At 75.1% G+C, this 18511-nt stretch carries 14 protein-coding genes; 4 read left to right on the forward strand and 10 right to left on the reverse strand.

The annotated features are described in order from the left end of the window. Positions 1 to 57: 57 nt before the first annotated feature. From LN037_RS04240 to LN037_RS04255, 4 genes are read right to left on the reverse strand one after another with little or no spacing between them, the layout of a single operon-like run. Entirely contained in the window at positions 58 to 1218 is a 1161-nt protein-coding gene (locus LN037_RS04240) for a TIGR02678 family protein (protein WP_230750117.1), read from the reverse strand. Next, positions 1215 to 2726 carry a TIGR02677 family protein gene (locus LN037_RS04245; RefSeq protein WP_230750118.1) on the reverse strand — a complete coding sequence of 504 codons (1512 nt, stop codon included), beginning with the start codon at positions 2724 to 2726 and terminating at the stop codon, positions 1215 to 1217. Before LN037_RS04245 ends, LN037_RS04240 begins: the two co-directional genes overlap by 4 nt. Next, positions 2723 to 6886, reverse strand: coding sequence for a TIGR02680 family protein (locus LN037_RS04250; protein WP_230750120.1), 4164 nt, complete (start codon positions 6884 to 6886; stop codon positions 2723 to 2725). Before LN037_RS04250 ends, LN037_RS04245 begins: the two co-directional genes overlap by 4 nt. Positions 6887 to 6910: 24 nt before the next feature. Then, positions 6911 to 7879 (reverse strand): aminoglycoside phosphotransferase family protein, encoded by a 969-nt coding sequence (locus LN037_RS04255; RefSeq protein WP_230750122.1) that lies wholly within the window; start codon positions 7877 to 7879, stop codon positions 6911 to 6913. Positions 7880 to 7916: 37 nt separating this feature from the next. Between LN037_RS04255 and LN037_RS04260 the strand changes: the two genes are divergently transcribed. Continuing rightward, complete coding sequence (locus LN037_RS04260) at positions 7917 to 8648, forward strand: YaaA family protein (RefSeq protein ID WP_230750123.1); 732 nt, start codon at positions 7917 to 7919, stop codon at positions 8646 to 8648. An 81-nt stretch (positions 8649 to 8729) separates the two neighbouring features. Here LN037_RS04260 and LN037_RS04265 read toward each other — a convergent pair whose 3' ends face one another. Beyond that, complete coding sequence (locus tag LN037_RS04265) at positions 8730 to 9539, reverse strand: serine hydrolase domain-containing protein (protein WP_230750125.1); 810 nt, start codon at positions 9537 to 9539, stop codon at positions 8730 to 8732. A 107-nt stretch (positions 9540 to 9646) separates the two neighbouring features. Continuing rightward, positions 9647 to 10645 (reverse strand): serine hydrolase, encoded by a 999-nt coding sequence (locus LN037_RS33340; protein ID WP_230750126.1) that lies wholly within the window; start codon positions 10643 to 10645, stop codon positions 9647 to 9649. Positions 10646 to 10850: 205 nt separating this feature from the next. Here LN037_RS33340 and LN037_RS04275 point away from each other — a divergent pair, with 205 nt between their 5' ends. The 3 genes from LN037_RS04275 (at position 10851) to LN037_RS04285 (ending at position 13944) form a co-directional block, all read left to right on the forward strand. Continuing rightward, positions 10851 to 12182, forward strand: a complete 1332-nt coding sequence (locus LN037_RS04275) for a sodium/calcium exchanger protein (protein ID WP_230750128.1) — start codon at positions 10851 to 10853, stop codon at positions 12180 to 12182. Next, positions 12179 to 13174 (forward strand): hypothetical protein, encoded by a 996-nt coding sequence (locus LN037_RS04280; protein WP_230750129.1) that lies wholly within the window; start codon positions 12179 to 12181, stop codon positions 13172 to 13174. Before LN037_RS04275 ends, LN037_RS04280 begins: the two co-directional genes overlap by 4 nt. Before the next feature lie 65 nt (positions 13175 to 13239). Next, a complete protein-coding gene (locus LN037_RS04285; RefSeq protein ID WP_230750131.1) occupies positions 13240 to 13944 on the forward strand; it encodes a hypothetical protein in 705 nt (234 codons plus the stop codon). Between the two features lie 54 nt (positions 13945 to 13998). On the opposite strand, the gene LN037_RS04290 is transcribed toward LN037_RS04285, so the two are convergent. From LN037_RS04290 to LN037_RS04305, 4 genes are read right to left on the reverse strand one after another with little or no spacing between them, the layout of a single operon-like run. After that, a complete protein-coding gene (locus tag LN037_RS04290; protein ID WP_230750133.1) occupies positions 13999 to 15243 on the reverse strand; it encodes an ABC transporter ATP-binding protein in 1245 nt (414 codons plus the stop codon). A gap of 2 nt (positions 15244 to 15245) precedes the next feature. Next, complete coding sequence (locus LN037_RS04295) at positions 15246 to 16079, reverse strand: carbohydrate ABC transporter permease (RefSeq protein ID WP_230750135.1); 834 nt, start codon at positions 16077 to 16079, stop codon at positions 15246 to 15248. Positions 16080 to 16082: 3 nt separating this feature from the next. Further along, positions 16083 to 17030, reverse strand: a complete 948-nt coding sequence (locus tag LN037_RS33345) for a carbohydrate ABC transporter permease (RefSeq protein WP_230750137.1) — start codon at positions 17028 to 17030, stop codon at positions 16083 to 16085. After that, the gene (locus LN037_RS04305; RefSeq protein WP_230750139.1) at positions 17027 to 18340 is read right to left on the reverse strand and encodes an extracellular solute-binding protein; all 1314 of its coding nucleotides are present in this window, start codon (positions 18338 to 18340) and stop codon (positions 17027 to 17029) included. The genes LN037_RS33345 and LN037_RS04305 overlap by 4 nt, the downstream gene beginning before the upstream one ends. Between the last annotated feature and the right edge of the window lie 171 nt (positions 18341 to 18511).

The raw sequence follows: 18511 nt of genomic DNA on the forward strand, positions 1-18511 counted from the left end.
GACGCTTTCCTGCCACGGGTGGGAACGGGGTGGGGCGAGGTGGGCGACGTGCGAGAACTACAGCAGCGTCGGCTGCTCCTCGACGTCCTCCCCCTCGACCACGGTCACGTCCGGCGTGTACCGCGCCGCGGGCGGCAGCACCCGCACCGCGCCGTCGCCCTCCACCGCCACCAGCCGCATCGACGTCAGGAGCGCCAGCACGTCCGCGGCGAAGCGGTCCCGGTCGGCCAACGCCGCCTTCGACCAGTACCGCCCGTGCTCGGCGACCAGCTCGTCGAGCACCTCACGCACCGACGCCCACGGGATCGCCTCCGGGTCGTCGGCCGGCCGGAACTGGTACACCAGCTCGCTGACCAGCAGCAACGCCGCGTGCGGCACGGTGCCGCCGGACGGGAACGCGATGTCCGAGCACCCCCCGTCGACGTCGAGCGCGGCGAACCCCTCGGCGCGCGCCTCCAGCACCAGCCCCGTCCGGGCCTCGACCCGCCGCCCCTCGTCGCCCGCGCGCCGCCGCAGCTCGGCGAACCGGGCGGGGTCGAGGTCGGACGCGAGCACCACCGGGTCCTCGACGAGCCGGCGCCGGGCCGCGGTCGCCGCCGACCCCCGCTCGCGGGCGCGGTCGACCAGCTCCTCCGGGGACTCCGCCCCCACCACCGCGCCGGTCGGCAGCAGCGCCATCCGGTCCTGACGCACCTCGAGCAGCGCGTCGGCGTCCGCGTCGTGCTCGTAGACCGCGACGCCCCGGTCGAGCTCGCGGAGCATCCCCTGCGCGATCAGCCAGCGCAGCGCCGTCACGAGCGCGCGCCGCGACGCCGCGTCGGTGTCCAGCACGACACCCGCCTCGGCGGCCGCGGAGTGCACCGCGTTGACCAGGTCGCGCAGGCTCGTGCGGTCGGGCCCCGACGTCGTCGCCGCCAGCACCAGCGCCAGCGCCGTGTACTCGGCCGACGTGAACGGCCGCGGCGACGCCGACACCGTCCGCAACGGCCGATCGGCGGGCACGTGCCCCGTCTTCACCAGGCGCGCCGTGTCCGCGGTGACGACGAGCCGGTAGTTCAGTTCCTGGGTGAACCACGCGTCCAGCGCGTCGACGTGCCGACGGATCGACGCGACGAGCTCCGGATCCGTCTCGACCGTCCGCCACGGGCGGGCGAGCAGGGCCCGCGTCGCCGCGACGAGCTCGCCGTCGCGCTGCGGGTCGGTGGCGGGCGTGCTCACGGCGCTGCCTCTGATGGTCGAGCTCCGCTGCGCTGCGTCTCCGGCTCCACCGTCAGCGCCAGCCCCTCGACCCGCAGGGCCCCCGCGTGGGTGGGCACACTCGTCGTCGTGCCGGGGGCGCGGCGCACCTCGCAGCGCACGCCGTCGAGGACGATGCTCCCCGTTCCCGACGACGAGGCCGGGCCGAGATCCGCGACCGCGCGGGTCAGGACCCGCTGCAGCTCACGCAACGCGGGCTCGGAGAGCCGGGCCGTGAACCCGCCTGCGCCGACCTCGAGCAGCTCCGCCCGGGCGGCCGCGGCCCGCTTCTCGACCTCCGCCCTGCGCGCCAGCAGGTGTCGCCGCTCCTGGGTGCGGTCCTGCACGCGGGACGTCCGGCCCCGGCTCGTCGTGTCGCCGCGCTCGCGCAGCGACACCGGCACGGTCGCCACCGGCGCGTCCCACCACGAGACGGAGCCGTCGACGGGGTCGGTGTCGTCGCCGCCGGCCACCCCGAGGTGCCGTGCGCCGTAGAGCCCGAACGCGGCCGCCGCGAGCTCGTGCGCGCGCGGGGCCGGGGCGTGCGCGAAGAACCCGGCCAACCGCAGGAAGTCGACGCGCCGCGACGAGCCCGCGGTGCCGGTGCGGGAGAGCCTGGTCAGGTTCTGGGTGAGCGTCCGGACCGCGTCGACCGCGTCCCGCTCCAGCGTCTGCACCCGGCTCGGGCGACCCGTCGTCGAGACGAACCACGACGCGAGGTTCTCCCAGTCCGCCGTCGCCGCGCCCGGCTCGCGGCGGACCCGCACCGTGGACAGCCCGGCCGCGGCGACCCGCGCGGCGAGACCGTCGGCGGCCCGGTCGACGATCGTCCCGACGGCGGGTGCGAGTTCCGTGAGCAGGCCCGCGATCGGGCGGGCCGCGCGGTGCAGCGTCTCCAGCCGCTCGCCGACGTAGCCGACGAGCACCTCGGAGAAGAACGCGAACTCGTCCTCGTCGAGGTCGAAGCGCGACTGCCACTGGTTGATCGCGGCGAAGAACTGCGTGATCTCGGCGGAGAACGCGACGTGCGGGTCGAACACCGCGCGCACCGCCGCGGCGAGCCGGCCGGGCGGGGCGGTCGCCGCGTCGAGCCGGGCCAGGTCCTCCAGGGCGGCCCGCAGCTGGTCGAGGCGGCCCAGCGACACGTCGCGGACGTCGTCGACCTGCGCGAGGACCCCCTCGACGAGGTCGTGCACCTCCTGCCCGACGCGCGTGATCAGGTAGCGGTCGCGGCGCCGGTAGTAGTCCTCGACCGTCCCGACCTGCCCGACCGAGGCCGAGACCTCCAGGTTCCCCCACACCCGCAGCTGGTCGAGGCGGATCTTCACGGTCGCCTCGTCCAGCTCGTGCCCGCTCTCCGCCAGCCGCGCGGTGACCTCCCCCGGCGTGAGCTCCGCGAAGAAGGTGCCCGCGAAGACGCCGAGGATCCACCGGTACTCCGGCGACTCGGTGACGTAGGAGAAGACGACCGGCCGGATCGTCGTGCTCATACGCCCCGGCCCGGGGTCGAGCTCCGCTCCGCTGCGTCTCCCACCGACAGCTCGGACCCGTTCCAGCGGTAGTGCACGAGGGCGATCGCCTTCAGCTCCGGGTCGCGCAGCACCTCGGTGATGGCGAGCGCCGGGACGCTCGGGTGCGTGCCCCACAGCCGCTCGGAGGTCACGACGAAGTCCACGTCGAGGTCCACGAGCAGGCCGAACAGCTTCGCGTGGTTGTCCTCGGAGACCTTCGCGAACGCGTCGTCGAGCAGCACCAGCCGCGGGGCGCCGACGCCGTGCGGGTCGTGCGCCGCGGCGCTCGCGGCGGCGGCACTGGCCATCGGCAGCACCGTGACCAGCTTCTTCTCGCCCTCGCTCAACGTGGTCCGGCGCGTCAGCAGCTCGTCGTTGCGCCCCGGGCGGCGCAGGTAGATCCGCATCTCGTGCCAGGTCCGGTAGTCCAGGACCTCGGAGATCACCGAGCGGTACGACGCCTCCGGGTCCGCCGTGCGCGCCTGCTCGACGAGGCTCTTCACGGCCTCGCGGACCTGGTCGTCCTCGTCGGGCGACCGCAGGTCGGGGTGCTTGCCCAGCAGCGCCAGCGCCGTCGCCGTCTCGGGCGCCAGGTCGCCGCGGGGCCGCCACTGCAGGCGGACGCCGATGCCCTGGCTCGACGTCACGCCGCGCAGGATGCGGTTCATCCGCTCCACGAGCTCGGACGCCGCGAACAGCGCGTCGGCCACCTCGCGGGCGATCCTGCCGTGCAGGAGGTTGCGCAGCGCCTGGTCCTGCTGCGCCGAGAGCAGGCTCGTCGCGCGCCGCCGCTGGACCGCGACGCGGTGCACCATCTGCGCGAGCACCGCGCGGGTCGGCCCGGTGACGTGCACGGCGAGGGGCGTGCCGTCCGCCCCGCGCCGGGACTCGATGTCCCAACCCGACGCCAGGTGGTCGCGGGTCTCGCGCAGGGCCTTCTCCAGCGCGTCCTCGGTGACCTGACGACGCGGCGCCGCCAGCCGGGCGCGCAGGGCGTCGACCAGCTCCGCGGCGCCCTCGACGGTGTCCGGGGTGGCCGGGATCGGCTCCTCGGACCAGTCGACGGGACCGTCCGCGGCCCCGCCGTCCTCCCTCTCCGGGACGACCGGGTCGTTCGTCCCCGTCGAGGCGTCGGCCCGCTCCGCCGCGGCGAGCAGCCCCGGCACGTCGAGCGCCTCGACCAGACGCCCCCGGCCACCGACGGCCGCGGACTCCCGCTCGGCGAGCGTCTCCCGCGCCGACTCCACGCGCAGCTCCGCCTCGCGGAGGCCGACCGTCGCGGTCGTCTGCTCCTCGCGGGCCGCGTCGAGCCGGGTGGCGGTCTCCCGCAGGTGCGTGTCGAGCTCGCCGACCCGCGCGGCGATCTTCGCCGGTTCCTCCCCGAGGGCCGACTCGGCGGTGTCGAGCTCGGTCCGCAGCGACGCGGCGTGCCCCGCGGCGACGCGGTGGTCGGCGATGGCCGCGCCGAGGTCGGCGACCTCCCGCTCCCAGCCCGCGACCGCCTCGCGCCAGGACCGCGCGCTGCGGCGGGCCCGTTCGACGGCCGCGTCGACGGCGGACAGCGCCCGCTCGGCGTCGGCGACCGCCTCCAGCAGGCCCTCGAGCCGCTCGGCGTCGGTCGACAGCCCGGCGTCCGCCGCCTCCTGCTGCAGGCGGGCCACGGCGTCGTCCGCCCGACGGCGGGCCTCGGCGGCCGCGGCGGCCCGCTCGGCGGAGCGGCCCTGCGCCTCCTGCGCGTACCGGGCGGCGCCGGTCGCGGCGACCACCGCGTCGTCGACGGTGCGCGTGCCCGGCAGCTCGCGGACGAGGCGGCGCAGCGTCTCGGCGTGCGCGTCGAGCGCCCCGGCCACCGTGCGGACGGCCACGAGGCGGGTCTCGGCGTCGTCGACCTGCGCCGCGAGCTCGGCCAGCCGGCGCGCCCGGGCCTGCTCCCGCGCGCCCGCGCCGACGTACTCGGCGGCGGGCTTCGTGTGCCGGCCCCGCAGCGGGCCCGCCCCGAACGACCCGTCCTCGGCGACCCAGAGGGCGTCGCCGGGCGTCGTCCCGATGCTGCCGAGGACCCCGGCGACGACCTCCACCGGCACCGCGCCGGTGTCGACCGGCACCAGCCGCGGCCCGGCCCCGGACCCGGCGGCACCCGGCGTCAGGAGGAGCTCGCCGTCGCCGCCGCGGACCCCGCCGTCTGGCTCGACCCGGGCCGCGAGCAGGCCCGACGCCTCCAGCGCGGCCTCGAGCCCGGCGCGGCCGGCGTCGTCCAGGTCGTCGGCGAAGTCGACGAGCGACGCGAACAGCACCGCGTCGTCCACGCCGGTGTCGGTGCGCCAGGGCTCGCGGGGCAGCGGCAGCTCGCCCGCCGCCTCGACGCGGGCGTGCTCGGCGCGCAGCGCGCCCAGCTCGTCGTCCACCTCGCCGACCCGCGCCGTGGCCCGGGCACGTGCGGCGGCCAGCGCCCCCGAGGCGTCGTCGGCCGCCCGGCGGGCGGCACCGACGAGGGCCTCCGCGTGCGCCCGCAGGTCGTCGACCGGCTCGGCGTCCGGCTCCCCGCCGGGGACCGGCAGCCACCCCGTCGGGCCGTCCGGCTCGGTCGCGGGCACGGCGGCGAGGTGGGCGGCCAGCCGCTCGCGCCAGGTCGCGACGGCCGTGACGTGCTCGTCGGCGGCGACGCGGGCGGCCCGGCGGGCGACGTCGGCCTGCTCGGCCGCCTCGGCGGCGCGCTCGCCCGCCTCGGCCGCCTCCACGCCGGCGCGGTCGGCGGCCGCGGTCTCCCGGTCGGCCGCGGCGGCGCGTTCCCGCAGCTCGCGCACGGTCGACCGGTGGGCACGCAGCCCGTCGGCGGCGGCCAGCAGCGCGGGCGGGAGGTCGTCGACGGGGTCGGTGTCGTCCTCCGGGACGTCCACGGTGGTGCCGCTCGCGGCGTCGTCCCGCGGCTCGGTGGCGAGGGTGGGCGGGTCCGGGAGCCGGACCGGCGCGGACGCGGCCCGGGCGGCCGTGGCCACGCCGCGCAGGTGGTCGGCGACACCGGCGAGGTCGGACTCGACCTGGCCCCGCGCGGCCGTCACGCTGCCGGCGGCGGTGGTCACGCGGGCGAGGGCGCGGCCGCGGACGGCGTCCAGGGTGCGCGCGGACTCGTCGGCCCGGACCAGCTCGTCGCGGCGGCGCAGGAGGTCGGCGTGCGCGGCGTACTCCGGCAGGCTCACCAGGCCCTGCCGCTCCGAGGAGGCACGGGCGTGCTCGTCGGCCAGCTCACCGACGGCGCGGACGGCGTCGTCGCGGGCGGTCGCCGCCCGCTGCGTCCCGGCCCGGTCGCGCTCCACGCGCCGCTCGGCGGTCCGCGCGGCGTCGACGGCCGACGCCGCGCCCTCCACGGCCGTCATCAGCACCCGGCGGGCGTAGTCGGTGTAGACCTCGACGACCGCGTCGAGCGCCGTCGCCGTCGCCGCCAGGTCGGTGACGTTGCGGCGGTGGTCCTCCAGGTCCTCCAGCGGCTGGGCGGCGTCGTTCACCGCGTCCTCGGGCACCGGCGGCAGCGCCTCGCGCAGGGTGCGCGGCAGGTCGGTGTCGATGCGGTCGCCGACGCGCGGGTTCCGGACCTGGTGCAGCAGCCGGAAGTACGCCGTCGGGTCGGTGCCGCCGAAGAAGCGGCGGGCGATCTCCGCGCGGTACTCGGCGGTGGAGGTGAACACCTGCCCGCGGACGCCCAGCTCGGCGCGCAGCGCGTCGACCGAGAACGGGACGTCGGCCTCGGTGAGCCGGAAGTCGAGGCGGGCGCGGCGGTCGGTGGAGAACCACCAGGTCGTGACGCGGTCGGTCGACCGGTTGGCCCGGATCCCGCAGCCCACCGTCCGGTACTCGCCCCCGCGGACGAACTCGATCCACAGGTAGCCGGTGCGCTGCGTGTCGTCGTTGTCGGAGAGCATCCAGGAGCGCAGCACGCCGCGCTGCTCCCCGGCCGCGTCGATCTTGCGGACGTCGGCCTCGAGCAGGAACGGCAGCAGCATGTTCATCGCCGTCGACTTGCCCGAGCCGTTCACGCCGCGCAGCAGCAGGCGGCCGCCGCCGAACTCCAGCACCTCGTCCTGGTACTGGTAGACGTTCAGGATCCCGGCGCGCGAGGGCTGCCAGCGGGCGGGGGAATCCACCCGGAGGAGGGTACGGAACCGCTCTCAGGCCGCCGCGAAGGGCGACGGGTCGTCCCACCGCGCGAGGGTCTCGCGGGCCGCGCCGGCGAGCGGGTGGTCGGGGCCGGCGTCGCCGACGGCGCGCTGCCAGGTCAGGGCGCGGGCGACGACGGCCGCCCGGCAGGCGAGCTCGCAGGTGGCGACCAGCTCGGCGTGCGGGGCGAGGTCGGCGAACACGTCGAGGTAGGCGTCCCGGGCGGTGTGGACCACGGGCTCGTCGGGCTCCACGCCGAGCGTGCGGGCCAGCCCGCCGAGCCCGACGAGCATGCTCGCGAAGGGGTGCGCGACGACCGCGTCGCCCCAGTCGTAGAACCGCCCGGAAGCGAGCACGTTCCCCGGGTGCAGGTCCTGGTGGTCGACCGTGACGAGGTCCGCGGCCGGGGCGTCCGCCAGCCGGGCGGCCCACCCGGCGACGGCGGCCCGGCAGGACCCGCCGTCGGGAAGGCCCGTGACCGCCACCGCCTCGGCGCAGCGTGCGTCGAGGGCCTCCGGGGCGGCGTCCGGCACGCCGAGCGCGAGCATCTCGGCCCGCCGCGGCGCCATCGCCCGCTGCAGCCGGCCGTAGCGGGCGAGCGCCCCGGCCAGGGCCGGACCGAGCTGCGGGCGCGGGGCGTCGGCGAGCGTCGGCCCGCCGTCGGGGAGCAGGAGCAGGCCGCGCGCCTCGTCGTGCGCGAGCGGCACGAGCACCGCGTCGGGGGCCGTCGCGACGAGCAGTCGGTAGAGCCCGACCTCGGCGCGCGTCCGCGGGGTGGTGACCTTCAGCCAGACCGGGCCCGCGGCCGTGGGGAGGCGCAGCACCGACGCCCACGACCGCTCGCGCGCGTCCGGCGGCCCGGTCCGCCGCACATGCCCGTCGGCCCAGGCGAGCTCGGCGGCGAACCGCACCTCCACGGATCCGCCGGGCACGACGACGGGTTCACCGTCCTCGGAGGAGACCCGCACCACGTGACCCATCGGTCTCCTCCTCGTCGTCGAGGGGAATCATGCCCGCGTGCTCGTCGTCCTCCCACCCTCCGAGACGAAGGCGGCCGGGGGACGCGGCGCGCCGCTGGACCTCGACGCCCTGTCCTTCCCCGCGCTCACCGCCACCCGCGCCGCCCTGGTCGACGACGTGGTCGCGCTCGCCGACGACGTCCCCGCCGCCCGCGCGGCGCTCGGGGTCAGCGAACGCCAGGACGACGAGATCGAGCGCAACGCCGCGCTCCGCGCCTCCCGCACCGCGCCGGCGCTGCGCCGCTACACCGGCGTGCTCTACGACGCGCTCGACGCCGGGTCCCTGACGCCGGGTGCCCGCCGCCGGATCGCGGTGTGCTCGGCGCTGTTCGGCCTCGTCATGGGGACCGACCCGATCCCCGCCTACCGGCTCTCCGCCGACTCCGCGCTGCCCGGACGCGGCGGCCTGCGCACGGTCTGGCGCCCGGTGCTCGGCCCCGTCCTCGCCGATCTCGACGAACACGTGGTCGACCTGCGCTCGGGGGGCTACATGGCCCTCGCCCCCGCACCCGGGGCGACGACGCTGGACGTGGTCTCCGAGGCCGACGACGGGTCACGCAGCACGGTCAGCCACGCGAACAAGTCGTTCAAGGGCCGCGCCGCGCGCCTGCTCGCCTCCACCCGCCGTCGCCCGAAGGACACCGGCGGCGTCCTGGCCGTCCTCGCCGACGCCGGGCTGCGCGTGGAGCAGGCCGACGAGACGTCGCTGCTGCTGGTCGTGCCGCGCTGACGGGCTCCCCCTTCGTGGCAGGAAAGCGTCGTTGCTGCCACAGGACGACAGCAACGACGCTTTCCTGCCACCGGGGGTCGCTCAGGAACGCAGCTCCGCGAGGACGGCGTCGGTGAACGGCGGCCAGGCCTCCTTGGACCAGTCGCCGAAGTCGCGGTCGGTGAGCGCCACGCAGGCGGCGCGGGCGTCCGGGTCGACCCACAGGAACGTGCCGGACTGCCCGAAGTGCCCGAACGTCGCCGGTGAGCTGTCGACCCCGGTCCAGTGCGGCGACTTGTGGTCGCGCAGCTCGAAGCCGAGCCCCCAGTCGTTGGGCTTCTGGTGGCCGAGCCCGGGCAGCACGCCGGTGAGGCCGGGGAACTGCACCGACGTCGCCTCGGCGAGGGTCTCGGGTGCGAGCAGCGTCGGGGTGAGCAGCTCGCGGGCGAGCAGCACGAGGTCGTCGACGGTGGACGTGGCGCCGTGGCCGGCCGAGCCCTCGAGCGTCGTCGACCCCATGCCCAGCGGCTCGCACACCGCCTCGTGCAGGTAGTCCGGGAAGTCGATGCCGGTGGAGGCCGCGACGTGGTCGGCCAGCACCTCGAAGCCCGCCGAGGAGTAGAGCCGCCGCGTCCCGGGTGCGGCCATCGCCTTCTGCTCGTTGAACGCGAGGCCCGAGGTGTGGGCCAGCAGGTGGCGGACCGTCGAGCCCTCGGGCCCGGCCGGGTCGTCGAGGGAGATCGCCTCCTCCTCGACCGCGAGGAGCACCGCCACCGCCACGAGCGGCTTCGTCACCGACGCCAGCCGGAAGCGGCGGTCGGTGGGGCCGTGGGTGGCGGTGTCTCCGGCGGTCACCACCGCCGCCGCCACGTGCTCGACCGGCCAGTCGTCCACCCGCGCGAGGCTCTCCACGGCGGAGGACCCTAGTTCCCGACGTCGGGTCGGTGCCGGTCCACGGTGCCGCCTCTCCTGTCACCGGATGGACGCCGTGACGCATGGCCGGAACCGGGAGGTGCCCCTCAGACCAGGACCTCGCGCAGCGCCCCCACCGCGTCGTCGAGCACCGCGCGGGCCGCCGCGTAGCCGAAGGGCTGGTTCGAGAGCACGGCCACGACGAAGCGGCCCTCCGGGTCGAGCACCCCGGCGCTGTGCAGGTCGACCGAGCTCTGCAGGCAGCACAGCCAGCCCTGCTTCGCCGCGACCCCGCGCTGCTCCGGGGCGAGCAGGCCGAACGCCTGGTCGAACCCGTCGGACGCGGTCGCCGGGGCGGCGGACATCGCGCCGAGCACGAGGTCGCGGTCGGCGGGTGCCATCGTCTCGAGGACGTGCCGGAACACCGTCGTCATGTCGCGGGCGGAGAGCTGCACCTCGCCCCACTGCGACGGGTCGGCGGGCACCTCGGTGTCCTCGAGCCCGAGCCGCTCGATGACCCGCGTGATGCCGGACTGCCCGCCGAAGCGGGTCCAGAGGGCGTTCATGGCCGGGTCGTCGCTGGGCCCGAGCGCGGCGCGGACGAGGCGCCGGTCCGCGGCCGTCACCGGCACCCGGCCCGCCGCGCCCCGGTCGAGGAGGTCGACGGCGGTGAGGAGCTTGGACAGCGACGCCGAGTTCATGGCGTCGTCGGCCTCGTCGTTCAGCGCGAGCGCCCCGGTGGTGCGGTCCAGCACGGCGATCCCGACGTCCGCGCCGCGGCGGGTGACGGTGGCGTCCGCCGCCTCGACCGCGGCCTGCACCGGCGAGGACTGCGGGGCCGGCGCGGGGACGGGCACCGGGTCCGGGGCGCGGGAGGGCGCCGCCACCGGCGTCGGCGACGGCGCCACCTGCTCGGTCTCCACCGGCGGGTCGAGCAGCCCGACGAGCAGCGGCCCGCCGAGGGCGAGGACCACCAGCAGGGTGGTGCCGAGCAGCGCCCGCCGGGACCGGGCGTACCCGGGTGTCCGCGACGGCCGCAGCAGGCCCCGGCGGCGCGCCGGCGCGGCACGGTGCCCGAGCCGCTCGGTCCGCCCGCGTGCCGCCACCCGACGATGATGCGCACCCGCGTGTGCCGCCCCGGTGACGGACCGGGCGGAACGTGACGGATCGGACAGCAGGGTCATCGGGATGCTCTGAACGGTCGGGGGCGGCCACGATCACGGTGCCGCACGGCGATCCGCGGCCGGACACCGGGGGTGATCCGGCGATTCCGGGGGGTGGAGCACCGCCGACTCGGGTAGGGATTCGGACATGGCTGCCCCCAGCTCGCCCCTCCTCGTGGCGGGCGCCGTCGCCGTCGCGGTCCCCGGTGTCGCGATGAGCCTCGGCGGGCTCTCGATCTCCCCGCCCGTCGACGCCCTGCTCTACGGGCTCGCGATCGTCGGCGCCGCCTTCCTGCTCTCGTGGGCGGCGGAGGCGGCCCAGGTGGACATCTCCGCCGGACTCGCCATCGCCCTGCTCGCGCTGGTCGCGGTGCTGCCCGAGTACGCCGTGGACTTCGTCTTCACCATCCAGGGCGGCAACGCCTACGCCCAGTACGGGCCGACGTGTCTTCCGCCGGGCTCGACCGACCAGTCCCCGTGCGGCCTCGCGCTCGCCAACATGACCGGCGCCAACCGGATCCTGGTCGGCGTCGGCTGGGCGCTGGTCGTGCTGCTCGCCGCGGTCCGCCTGCGCACCTCGGCCGGGCGCTCGGGCGAGATCGGCGACGGCGGCACCGCGCACCGGGAGGGTCACGCCACCCGTGTGACGCTGCAGCGCACCGACTCCGTGCCGCTGATGTTCCTGCTCCTGGCCACGCTCTACTCGCTGACCCTGCCGCTGCGCGTCAGCATCACCCTGGTCGACCTGGTGGTGCTGGTCGGCATCTTCGTGGCCTACAGCATCCGCGTGGCCCGCGCCCCCGCCGAGGAACCCGACCTCATCGGTCCCTCCGCCTGGATCGGCGAGAAGGGCACGACACCGCGCCGCGCCTGGTACATCGGCCTGTTCGTGCTCGCCGCGGCCATCATCATCGCCTGCGCCGAGCACTTCGCCGACTCCCTCGTCGAGACCGGCACCGAGCTCGGCATCAGCCAGTTCTTCCTCGTCCAGTGGCTCGCCCCGCTGGCCTCCGAGGCGCCCGAGCTGCTCGTGGCGGGCCTCTACGCCTGGCGGCTCAAGACCACCGACGCGCTCGCCACCCTGGTCTCGTCCAAGGTCAACCAGTGGTCGCTGCTGGTGGGCACGCTGCCGCTCGTCTTCGCCCTCGCCGCCGGGTCGCTCAACGGCCTGCCCATCGACGTCGACCAGCGCGAGGAGCTGCTCCTCACCGCCGCGCAGTCGCTGTTCGCGGTGGCGCTGCTGGTGACGCTCTCGATCACGGTGAAGGGCGCGCTCGCCCTCCTCGGCCTGTTCGTCGCGCAGTTCCTGCTCGCCGCCTTCCTCCCGACCGCGCTGCAGGAGACCGAGCTGCTCATCCTCTCGGCCGTCTACGTGGTCCTGGCGATCGTGCTGTTCGTGCGGCAGCGCAAGGCCCTGGTGCGGCTGGTCTCCGACGGGCTGCGCACCCCCTACTCCGAGCTGACGAAGGAGAACGCGTGACGCGGTTGGCCGTGATGTGGGTCCACGGCGTGGAGATCGCCGACGACCGGTTCGCGGACACCTCGATGGACCTGCTGCGCGAGGAGTTCACCCGCATCGCGGGGGTGGACGCCGACGAGGCGCTCTGCCTGCGGACGGCGTTCTGGGCCCCGGTCTACGAGCGTCGCCAGGACAAGCTGCTGCGACGGATGGGCGGCGAGCGCGCCGAGGGCGTGTTCGACCTGCTCGACTCGCTGGGCGGTGCGACCGACCGCGGGTCCGTCGCCGCGCTGCTCGGGCTGGTCGCCTCGGGCCTGGTCCGCAACCTGCCGGGCAGCCCGGAGTTCCACTTCCCGACGCTGCGGTGGCTGGTGGTGCACTACCTGGGCGACGCCATCAGCTACCAGGCCGGCGCGGTCGACCGCACCCTCTACGACCGGGTGCACCAGGTGCTCGCCCGCTCGTTGCACGACCTCGCGACCGAAGCCGGCCCGGACGCGCCGCTGTGCGTGCTCGCCCACTCGCTCGGCTCGGTCGTCGCGAGCAACTTCTTCTACGACCTGCAGGTCGCGGCCGGCCTGCACCCCGACGGGTCGGCCGGGGTCGCCCCGGAGGTCGCCGCCGAGCTCGGCGACACCGCGGCCGAGCGCGGCGAGACCCTCGGCTGGCTCTACACGCTGGGGTCGCCGCTCGCCCTGTTCGCCCAGCGCCACCCCGACTTCGGCACGCCCATCACGGTGCCCCACCCCGAGCTCGGGCGGCTGCACCCCCGCATCGGCGGCGAGTGGGTCAACGTCTGGGACCCCGACGACGTCATCGCGGCGCCGATCCGCCCGCTCAACGACGCCTACGCCCGGGCCGTGGTCGAGGACCGGTCGGTCGCGGTGGGGCCGTGGTGGCTCGGCTGGACCCCGCTGGTGCACCCCTTCTACTGGAACGACGTCCGCGTGATCCGCCCCGTCGCCACCCAGCTCGCGATGGCCTGGCACCGGCTGCGCGTCACGGCCGGGTAACGCCGCCGCGGCCCGCGTCGATCTTCCTCACGCCGCGTCCGCCGTCCGGAGGAGAACCCGCACCCATGTCGCGCCCGTCGAACCGTCGCGGCCCCGGGCGGGTGTCGGTCCAGGTGGCGCGACCCGGGAGCGCCGGTGGCGCCGGAGGGGCGGACGAGGTGCCGACGAGGGGCCGGCACCGCAGTCCCGACGCCGAGGGCGCGCCGGTCCTCGCCGCGTCGTCCCTGGTCGGGGCCCCGCGGCACCGCCGCGCCCGGCGGGACCCCGCGGACGAGCCCGCGCCCGGCCCGGCCGGGCTGCCCGCGCGCTCGCTCGAACGTGTCGACGCGGCCCGCGAGGCCGCCGCGCGCCCCGCGACGGTCCCGCCCGCCCCCGGCGTCGCCGCGGCCCGCGCCGTCCCGACGACGGGTGCCGCCGGCAGCGAGCCGACCGCGCCGGTGGTCCCGGCCGAGGACGCCGTCACCGACCTCGTGGCCCGGCCCGGCCGGGGCGCCCTGCCCGACGGTCCCGGGACCGGCCCGCAGCCGGCCGTGCTCGGCTGCGCGGTGTCCGTGGTGGCCCTGGTCGCCACCGTGGTGGCGGCGGCCGTCCCCGCCCCGGGCGGATCGGCGGTGACGCTCTACGGCGTGCTCGCGGTCGCCCTGCTCGGCACCGCGACCGCCGCGCTCGGGCTCGGCCGGCAGCGGCCGCGGCGGGCCCTGGCGGCCACCGGCGTCGTCGTCGGCGCCGCGGCCGTCGTCGCCGGGGTGCTCCCGCTGCTCGCCCTGTAGACGCGCGGACGGCGGGCCGCGTCCCCGGGGGACGCGACCCGCCCTACCGGTTCGTCAGGCCGAGGCGGTCGCCCGCGCCCGCTCGACCTGGGCCTTGCGGTCCTCGGTCGCCTGCCGGGTGAGCTCGGCGCCGGCCTCGGCGTCGCGGGTGAGGTTGTCCCCGCTCTGCGGGTCGAACACGTGGATCTTCCGCGTGTCGAACCAGAACTCCGCCTCCTGGCCCTCCCGGATCCGCGAGGTGGAGTCGATCGAGACGATCGCCTGCGTGCGCAGCTGGTCGCCGTCGAGCTCCTGGGCGAGCTCCTTGAGCTTCGCCGCCGCCTCCGGGGAGGACTCGTAGGGCAGGTAGGCGTACTGCGAGTCGCCCAGCCACTCCGTGACGTCGACCTGCGCGGTGAAGCGGGCGCCCTTGTCGCGCAGCGCCTCGTCCACCAGCGAGGCGTCCTCGAACATCTCCGGCCGCACGCCGACGAGCACCAGGTCGCGGTCGCCCACCTGCTGCGCGCGGGCCTCGTCGAGCTGGATCGTCCCGAAGGGGGTGTCCAGCTTCCCGTTCGACGCCGACGCCGGGAGGAAGTTCATCGGGGGCGAGCCGATGAAGCCCGCGACGAACAGGTTGGTGGGCTGTTCGTAGAGCTCCCGCGGCGACGCGACCTGCTGGATCACGCCCTTCTTGAGCACGCACACGCGGTCGCCCAGGGTCATCGCCTCGGTCTGGTCGTGCGTGACGTAGACGGTGGTGATCCCGAGCCGGCGCTGCAGCCGCGCGATCTCCGCGCGCATCTGTCCGCGGAGCTTCGCGTCGAGGTTGGACAGCGGCTCGTCGAACAGGAACGCGTCGGCGTCGCGGACGATGGCCCGGCCCATCGCGACCCGCTGGCGCTGGCCGCCCGAGAGGTTCGCGGGCTTGCGCTGCAGGTGCTCATGGAGCTCGAGGATGTTCGCGGACTGCTCCACCTTCGCCTTGACCTCGGCGTCGGGGACCTTCGCCAGGCGCAGCGGGAACGCGATGTTCTCGTACACCGTCAGGTGCGGGTAGAGCGCGTAGTTCTGGAACACCATCGACAGGTTCCGCTCGCGCGGCGCCTTGTCGTTGACGCGGGTGCCGCCGATGACCATGTCGCCGGAGGTGATGTCCTCCAGCCCCACGATCATCCGCAGCAGCGTCGACTTCCCGCACCCGGACGGTCCGACGAGGATCATGAACTCCCCGTCGGCGATGTCGAGCGAGACGTCGTTCACGGCGGGGAAGCCGTCGCCGTAGCGCTTGACGATGTGGCTCATCTCGATCGCGGCCATTGCTATCCCTTCACGGCGCCGTTGGTCAGACCGGCGACGATGCGCCGTTGGAAGATCAGGACGAGGACGACGACCGGGATCGTCACGATCACCGCCGCCGCCGCGATCGGCCCGGTCGGCGACTCGAACTGCGACGCGCCGGTGAACAGACCGAGCGCGGCCGGCACCGGCCGCGACGCGCTGGTCGAGGTCAGCGAGATGCCGTAGACGAAGTCGTTCCAGGCCAGGAAGAACGCGATGATCGCGGTGGTGAACACCCCGGGAGCGGCCAGCGGCACGATCACCTTGCGGAACGCCTGCCACGGCGTCGCGCCGTCGACCTGCGCCGCCTGCTCCATCTCCCACGGGATCTCGCGGAAGAACGCCGACAGCGTCCAGATCGAGATCGGCAGGGTCAGCGAGAGGTAGGGCAGGATCAGGCCGGGCCACGTGTCGTAGAGCCCGATCTCGCGCCACAGGTTGAACAGCGGCGTGACGATCGAGATCACCGGGAAGATCGCCACCGCGAGCGCGGTGGACAGGATGATCTTCTTGCCGGGGAAGTCCAGCCGCGCGATCGCGTAGGCGGCGAACATCGCGAGCAGGCAGGCCAGCGCGGTGGCGATCAGGCAGATGCCGAACGAGTTGCGCAGGGCCGGCAGGAACAGTTCCGCGGCGTCCCCGGTGAGGATCGTCGCGTAGTTCTCCGAGGTCGCCGACGTCGGCAGGAACTCGCCGTTCGAGATGTCCGAGGACGACTTGAACGACAGGGACACGATCCACGCGATCGGGAACAGGCAGTAGATGATGATCAGCAGCCCGCCGATCCCCCATCCGACCTTCTCACGGGTCGACATCGCTCACTCCCCCCGAGCCTGGGACAGGTCGACCTTGAAGCCCTTGATGAACAGGGCGCAGATCAGGACGACTGAGACGAACAGCAGCACCGAGACCGCCGACCCGAGCCCGATCTCGAGGCGCGCGATCGTCTGGCGGTAGGCGAGGAACGAGAGCACCTCGGTGCCGTTCGCCCCCGCCGTCATGACGTAGACCGAGTCGAAGACGCGGAACGCGTCGAGGGTCCGGAAGAGCAGGGCGACCATGATGGCCGCCTTCATGTTCGGGATCGTCACCTTGCGCATCCGCTGCCACCAGGTGGCCCCGTCGACCTTCGCGGCCTCCTGCAGCACCTCCGGCACCTGGGCGAGGCCCGCGAGCAGCAGCAGCGAGATGAACGGCGTGGTCTTCCAGATCTCGGCCAGGCAGATCACGAAGATCGCCGAGCCGGGGCTGCCGAACCAGTCGGTGTCCGGCGCGAGCCCGGCGAAGGAGAACCAGGAGTTGACGAAGCCCGAGTCCGGCGCGAACGCGAACTGCCACGCGAACGCCGAGACCACCGTGATCACGGCGTAGGGGATGAGGATCGCCGCGCGAAGGACCGGGCGCAGGGCCTTGAGCGCCTGCACCATGACCAGCGCCAGGGCGAACCCGAGCACCAGCTCGACGGCCACGGTGACCACCGTGATGAGCACGGTGACGCCGAAGGCGTCCCACCACACGGAGTCGGTGAGGATGACGCCGTAGTTGGTGAGGCCGGTGAACGAGCGGTTCGCCGGGTCGGTGAGCCGGTAGTCGAACAGCGACTCGTAGAAGGCCTGCAGGATCGGGTAGGCGGTGACCAGCAGCATCACCGCGAACGCCGGACCGGCGAGGAACCAGCCGAGGCGTGCCTCGGACCGGGACTTGTCGCTCGCCGCGTGCCTCGGGGAGGCCGAGGTCGCGGTCTCCTTCTCGACGGTGGTCGTCACAGCAGCCGCTCCTTCCGCAGCACGCCGAGGATGAGATCCTGGGCCGCCTGGTTGGTCGGGCCGGGGACGATCGCCTCCGGCGGGTGGAAGGTGCGCTGCAGCCCGCCGGAGACCTCGGCGTAGTACGGGGTCTGCGGCCGCGGCTTGGCCATCGTCAGCGACTGCAGGATCACCGGGGCCATCGGGTACTTCGCGAGCACGGCCGGGTCGGAGTAGCTCGCGACGCGCGCCGACGGGTTGCCGTTGGACTCGAAGTAGTAGGCCGTGTTCTGGGCGCTCGTGATGCACTCGGTCGCCTGGTAGGCGAGGTCCGGGTAGCGGCTCGAGTGCCCGACGCCGAGGTTGATCCCGCCGTAGGGCGGCGCCGACGGCAGGTCGGCCCGGGTCTGCGGGAAGAGCGCCCAGCCGTAGTCGGGCGGGACGTTCGCCGGGACGGTGCCCTCCTCGGCGGCGCCGGTCACCTTCGACCAGACGAACGGCCAGTTGACCATGAAGGCCGCCTCGCCGTTCTGCAGCGACTCGGAGTTCGTGTCCTCGTCGCTGGTCGAGAAGGCCGGGACCGCGGCGGGCGAGGTCGCCAGCTTGCGCATGATCCTCGCGGCGTCGACGGCCGGCGGGTCGAGCAGGCCGAGCTGGACCAGCTTCGGGTTGGCCTCGCCCGGGTTGGTGATGATCTGGCCACCGCCGGAGCGGATCAGCGCGTTCGTCCACACCATGAGCGACTCGGCCCGGCGGCCCTGCGCGGCGACCTTCGTCCCGCGCGCCACGGCGGCGTCGATGATCTGGTCCCAGGTGACCGGCCGCGACAGGTCGAGGCCCATGTCGGCGACGAGCGACTTGCGGTACCAGAGCAGCTGCGTGTTGGCCCAGAACGGGACGGTGACGAGCTGGCCCTGCCAGGACGCGCCCTCGATGGCCGACGGGACCACGCCCTCGGTCACCCGCGCGCCCACCCCGGGCGGCAGCGGGGCCAGGAAGCCGGCCTCGGCGAACTCCGGGATGTAGGGCGGGTCGAGGCTCATGATGTCGATCGACGAGTCGTTGGCCGCCAGCCGGCGCACGAGCTCCTGGCGCTGGTCGGAGGACTCGCGCGGCAGCGTCGAGGTCGCGATGCGGTACGCGCCGCCCGCGGCATCGGTGCAGCGCTTCGCGATCTCCGCCTGCCCGCCGTCGTCGGGGTTGATGTACCAGGTCAGCGTGGGCGGTCCGGCCGGCCCGCCCGCGCAGCCCGCGAGCAGGGCCAGCAGGGAGAGCACCGTGACGCCCAGAGCGAGGGCTGCCGGTCTCCGCCGCCGGGGTGGGAAGCGCATGGGCGTGGGTCCTCCGGCCTGTCGTCGGGCGTCGTGGAAGCGCTTGCGGTGAGACTGTGGTGACCTGTGTCTCAGATGTCAACCCGAGAGGGTGCGCAAGGAGCTTGAACCGTCACCGAACGGACGGGAGGGGCCACGCTCTGCGCCGGACGGCCCATCCGAGCCGGGAGC

Origin of the sequence: Actinomycetospora soli (genome assembly GCF_021026295.1) — a bacterium.
In the GTDB taxonomy this organism is placed as follows: domain Bacteria; phylum Actinomycetota; class Actinomycetes; order Mycobacteriales; family Pseudonocardiaceae; genus Actinomycetospora; species Actinomycetospora soli.

Bases quoted from the DNA above. Each gene is read 5' to 3' on its own strand.
- LN037_RS04245 (WP_230750118.1), bottom strand. From the start codon at position 2,726: ATGAGCACGACGATCCGGCCGGTCGTCTTCTCCTACGTCACCGAGTCG.
- LN037_RS04255 (WP_230750122.1), bottom strand. From the start codon at position 7,879: ATGGGTCACGTGGTGCGGGTCTCCTCCGAGGACGGTGAACCCGTCGTC.
- LN037_RS04275 (WP_230750128.1), top strand. From the start codon at position 10,851: ATGGCTGCCCCCAGCTCGCCCCTCCTCGTGGCGGGCGCCGTCGCCGTC.
- LN037_RS04285 (WP_230750131.1), top strand. From the start codon at position 13,240: ATGTCGCGCCCGTCGAACCGTCGCGGCCCCGGGCGGGTGTCGGTCCAG.
- LN037_RS04290 (WP_230750133.1), bottom strand. From the start codon at position 15,243: ATGGCCGCGATCGAGATGAGCCACATCGTCAAGCGCTACGGCGACGGC.
- LN037_RS04295 (WP_230750135.1), bottom strand. From the start codon at position 16,079: ATGTCGACCCGTGAGAAGGTCGGATGGGGGATCGGCGGGCTGCTGATC.
- LN037_RS04305 (WP_230750139.1), bottom strand. From the start codon at position 18,340: ATGCGCTTCCCACCCCGGCGGCGGAGACCGGCAGCCCTCGCTCTGGGC.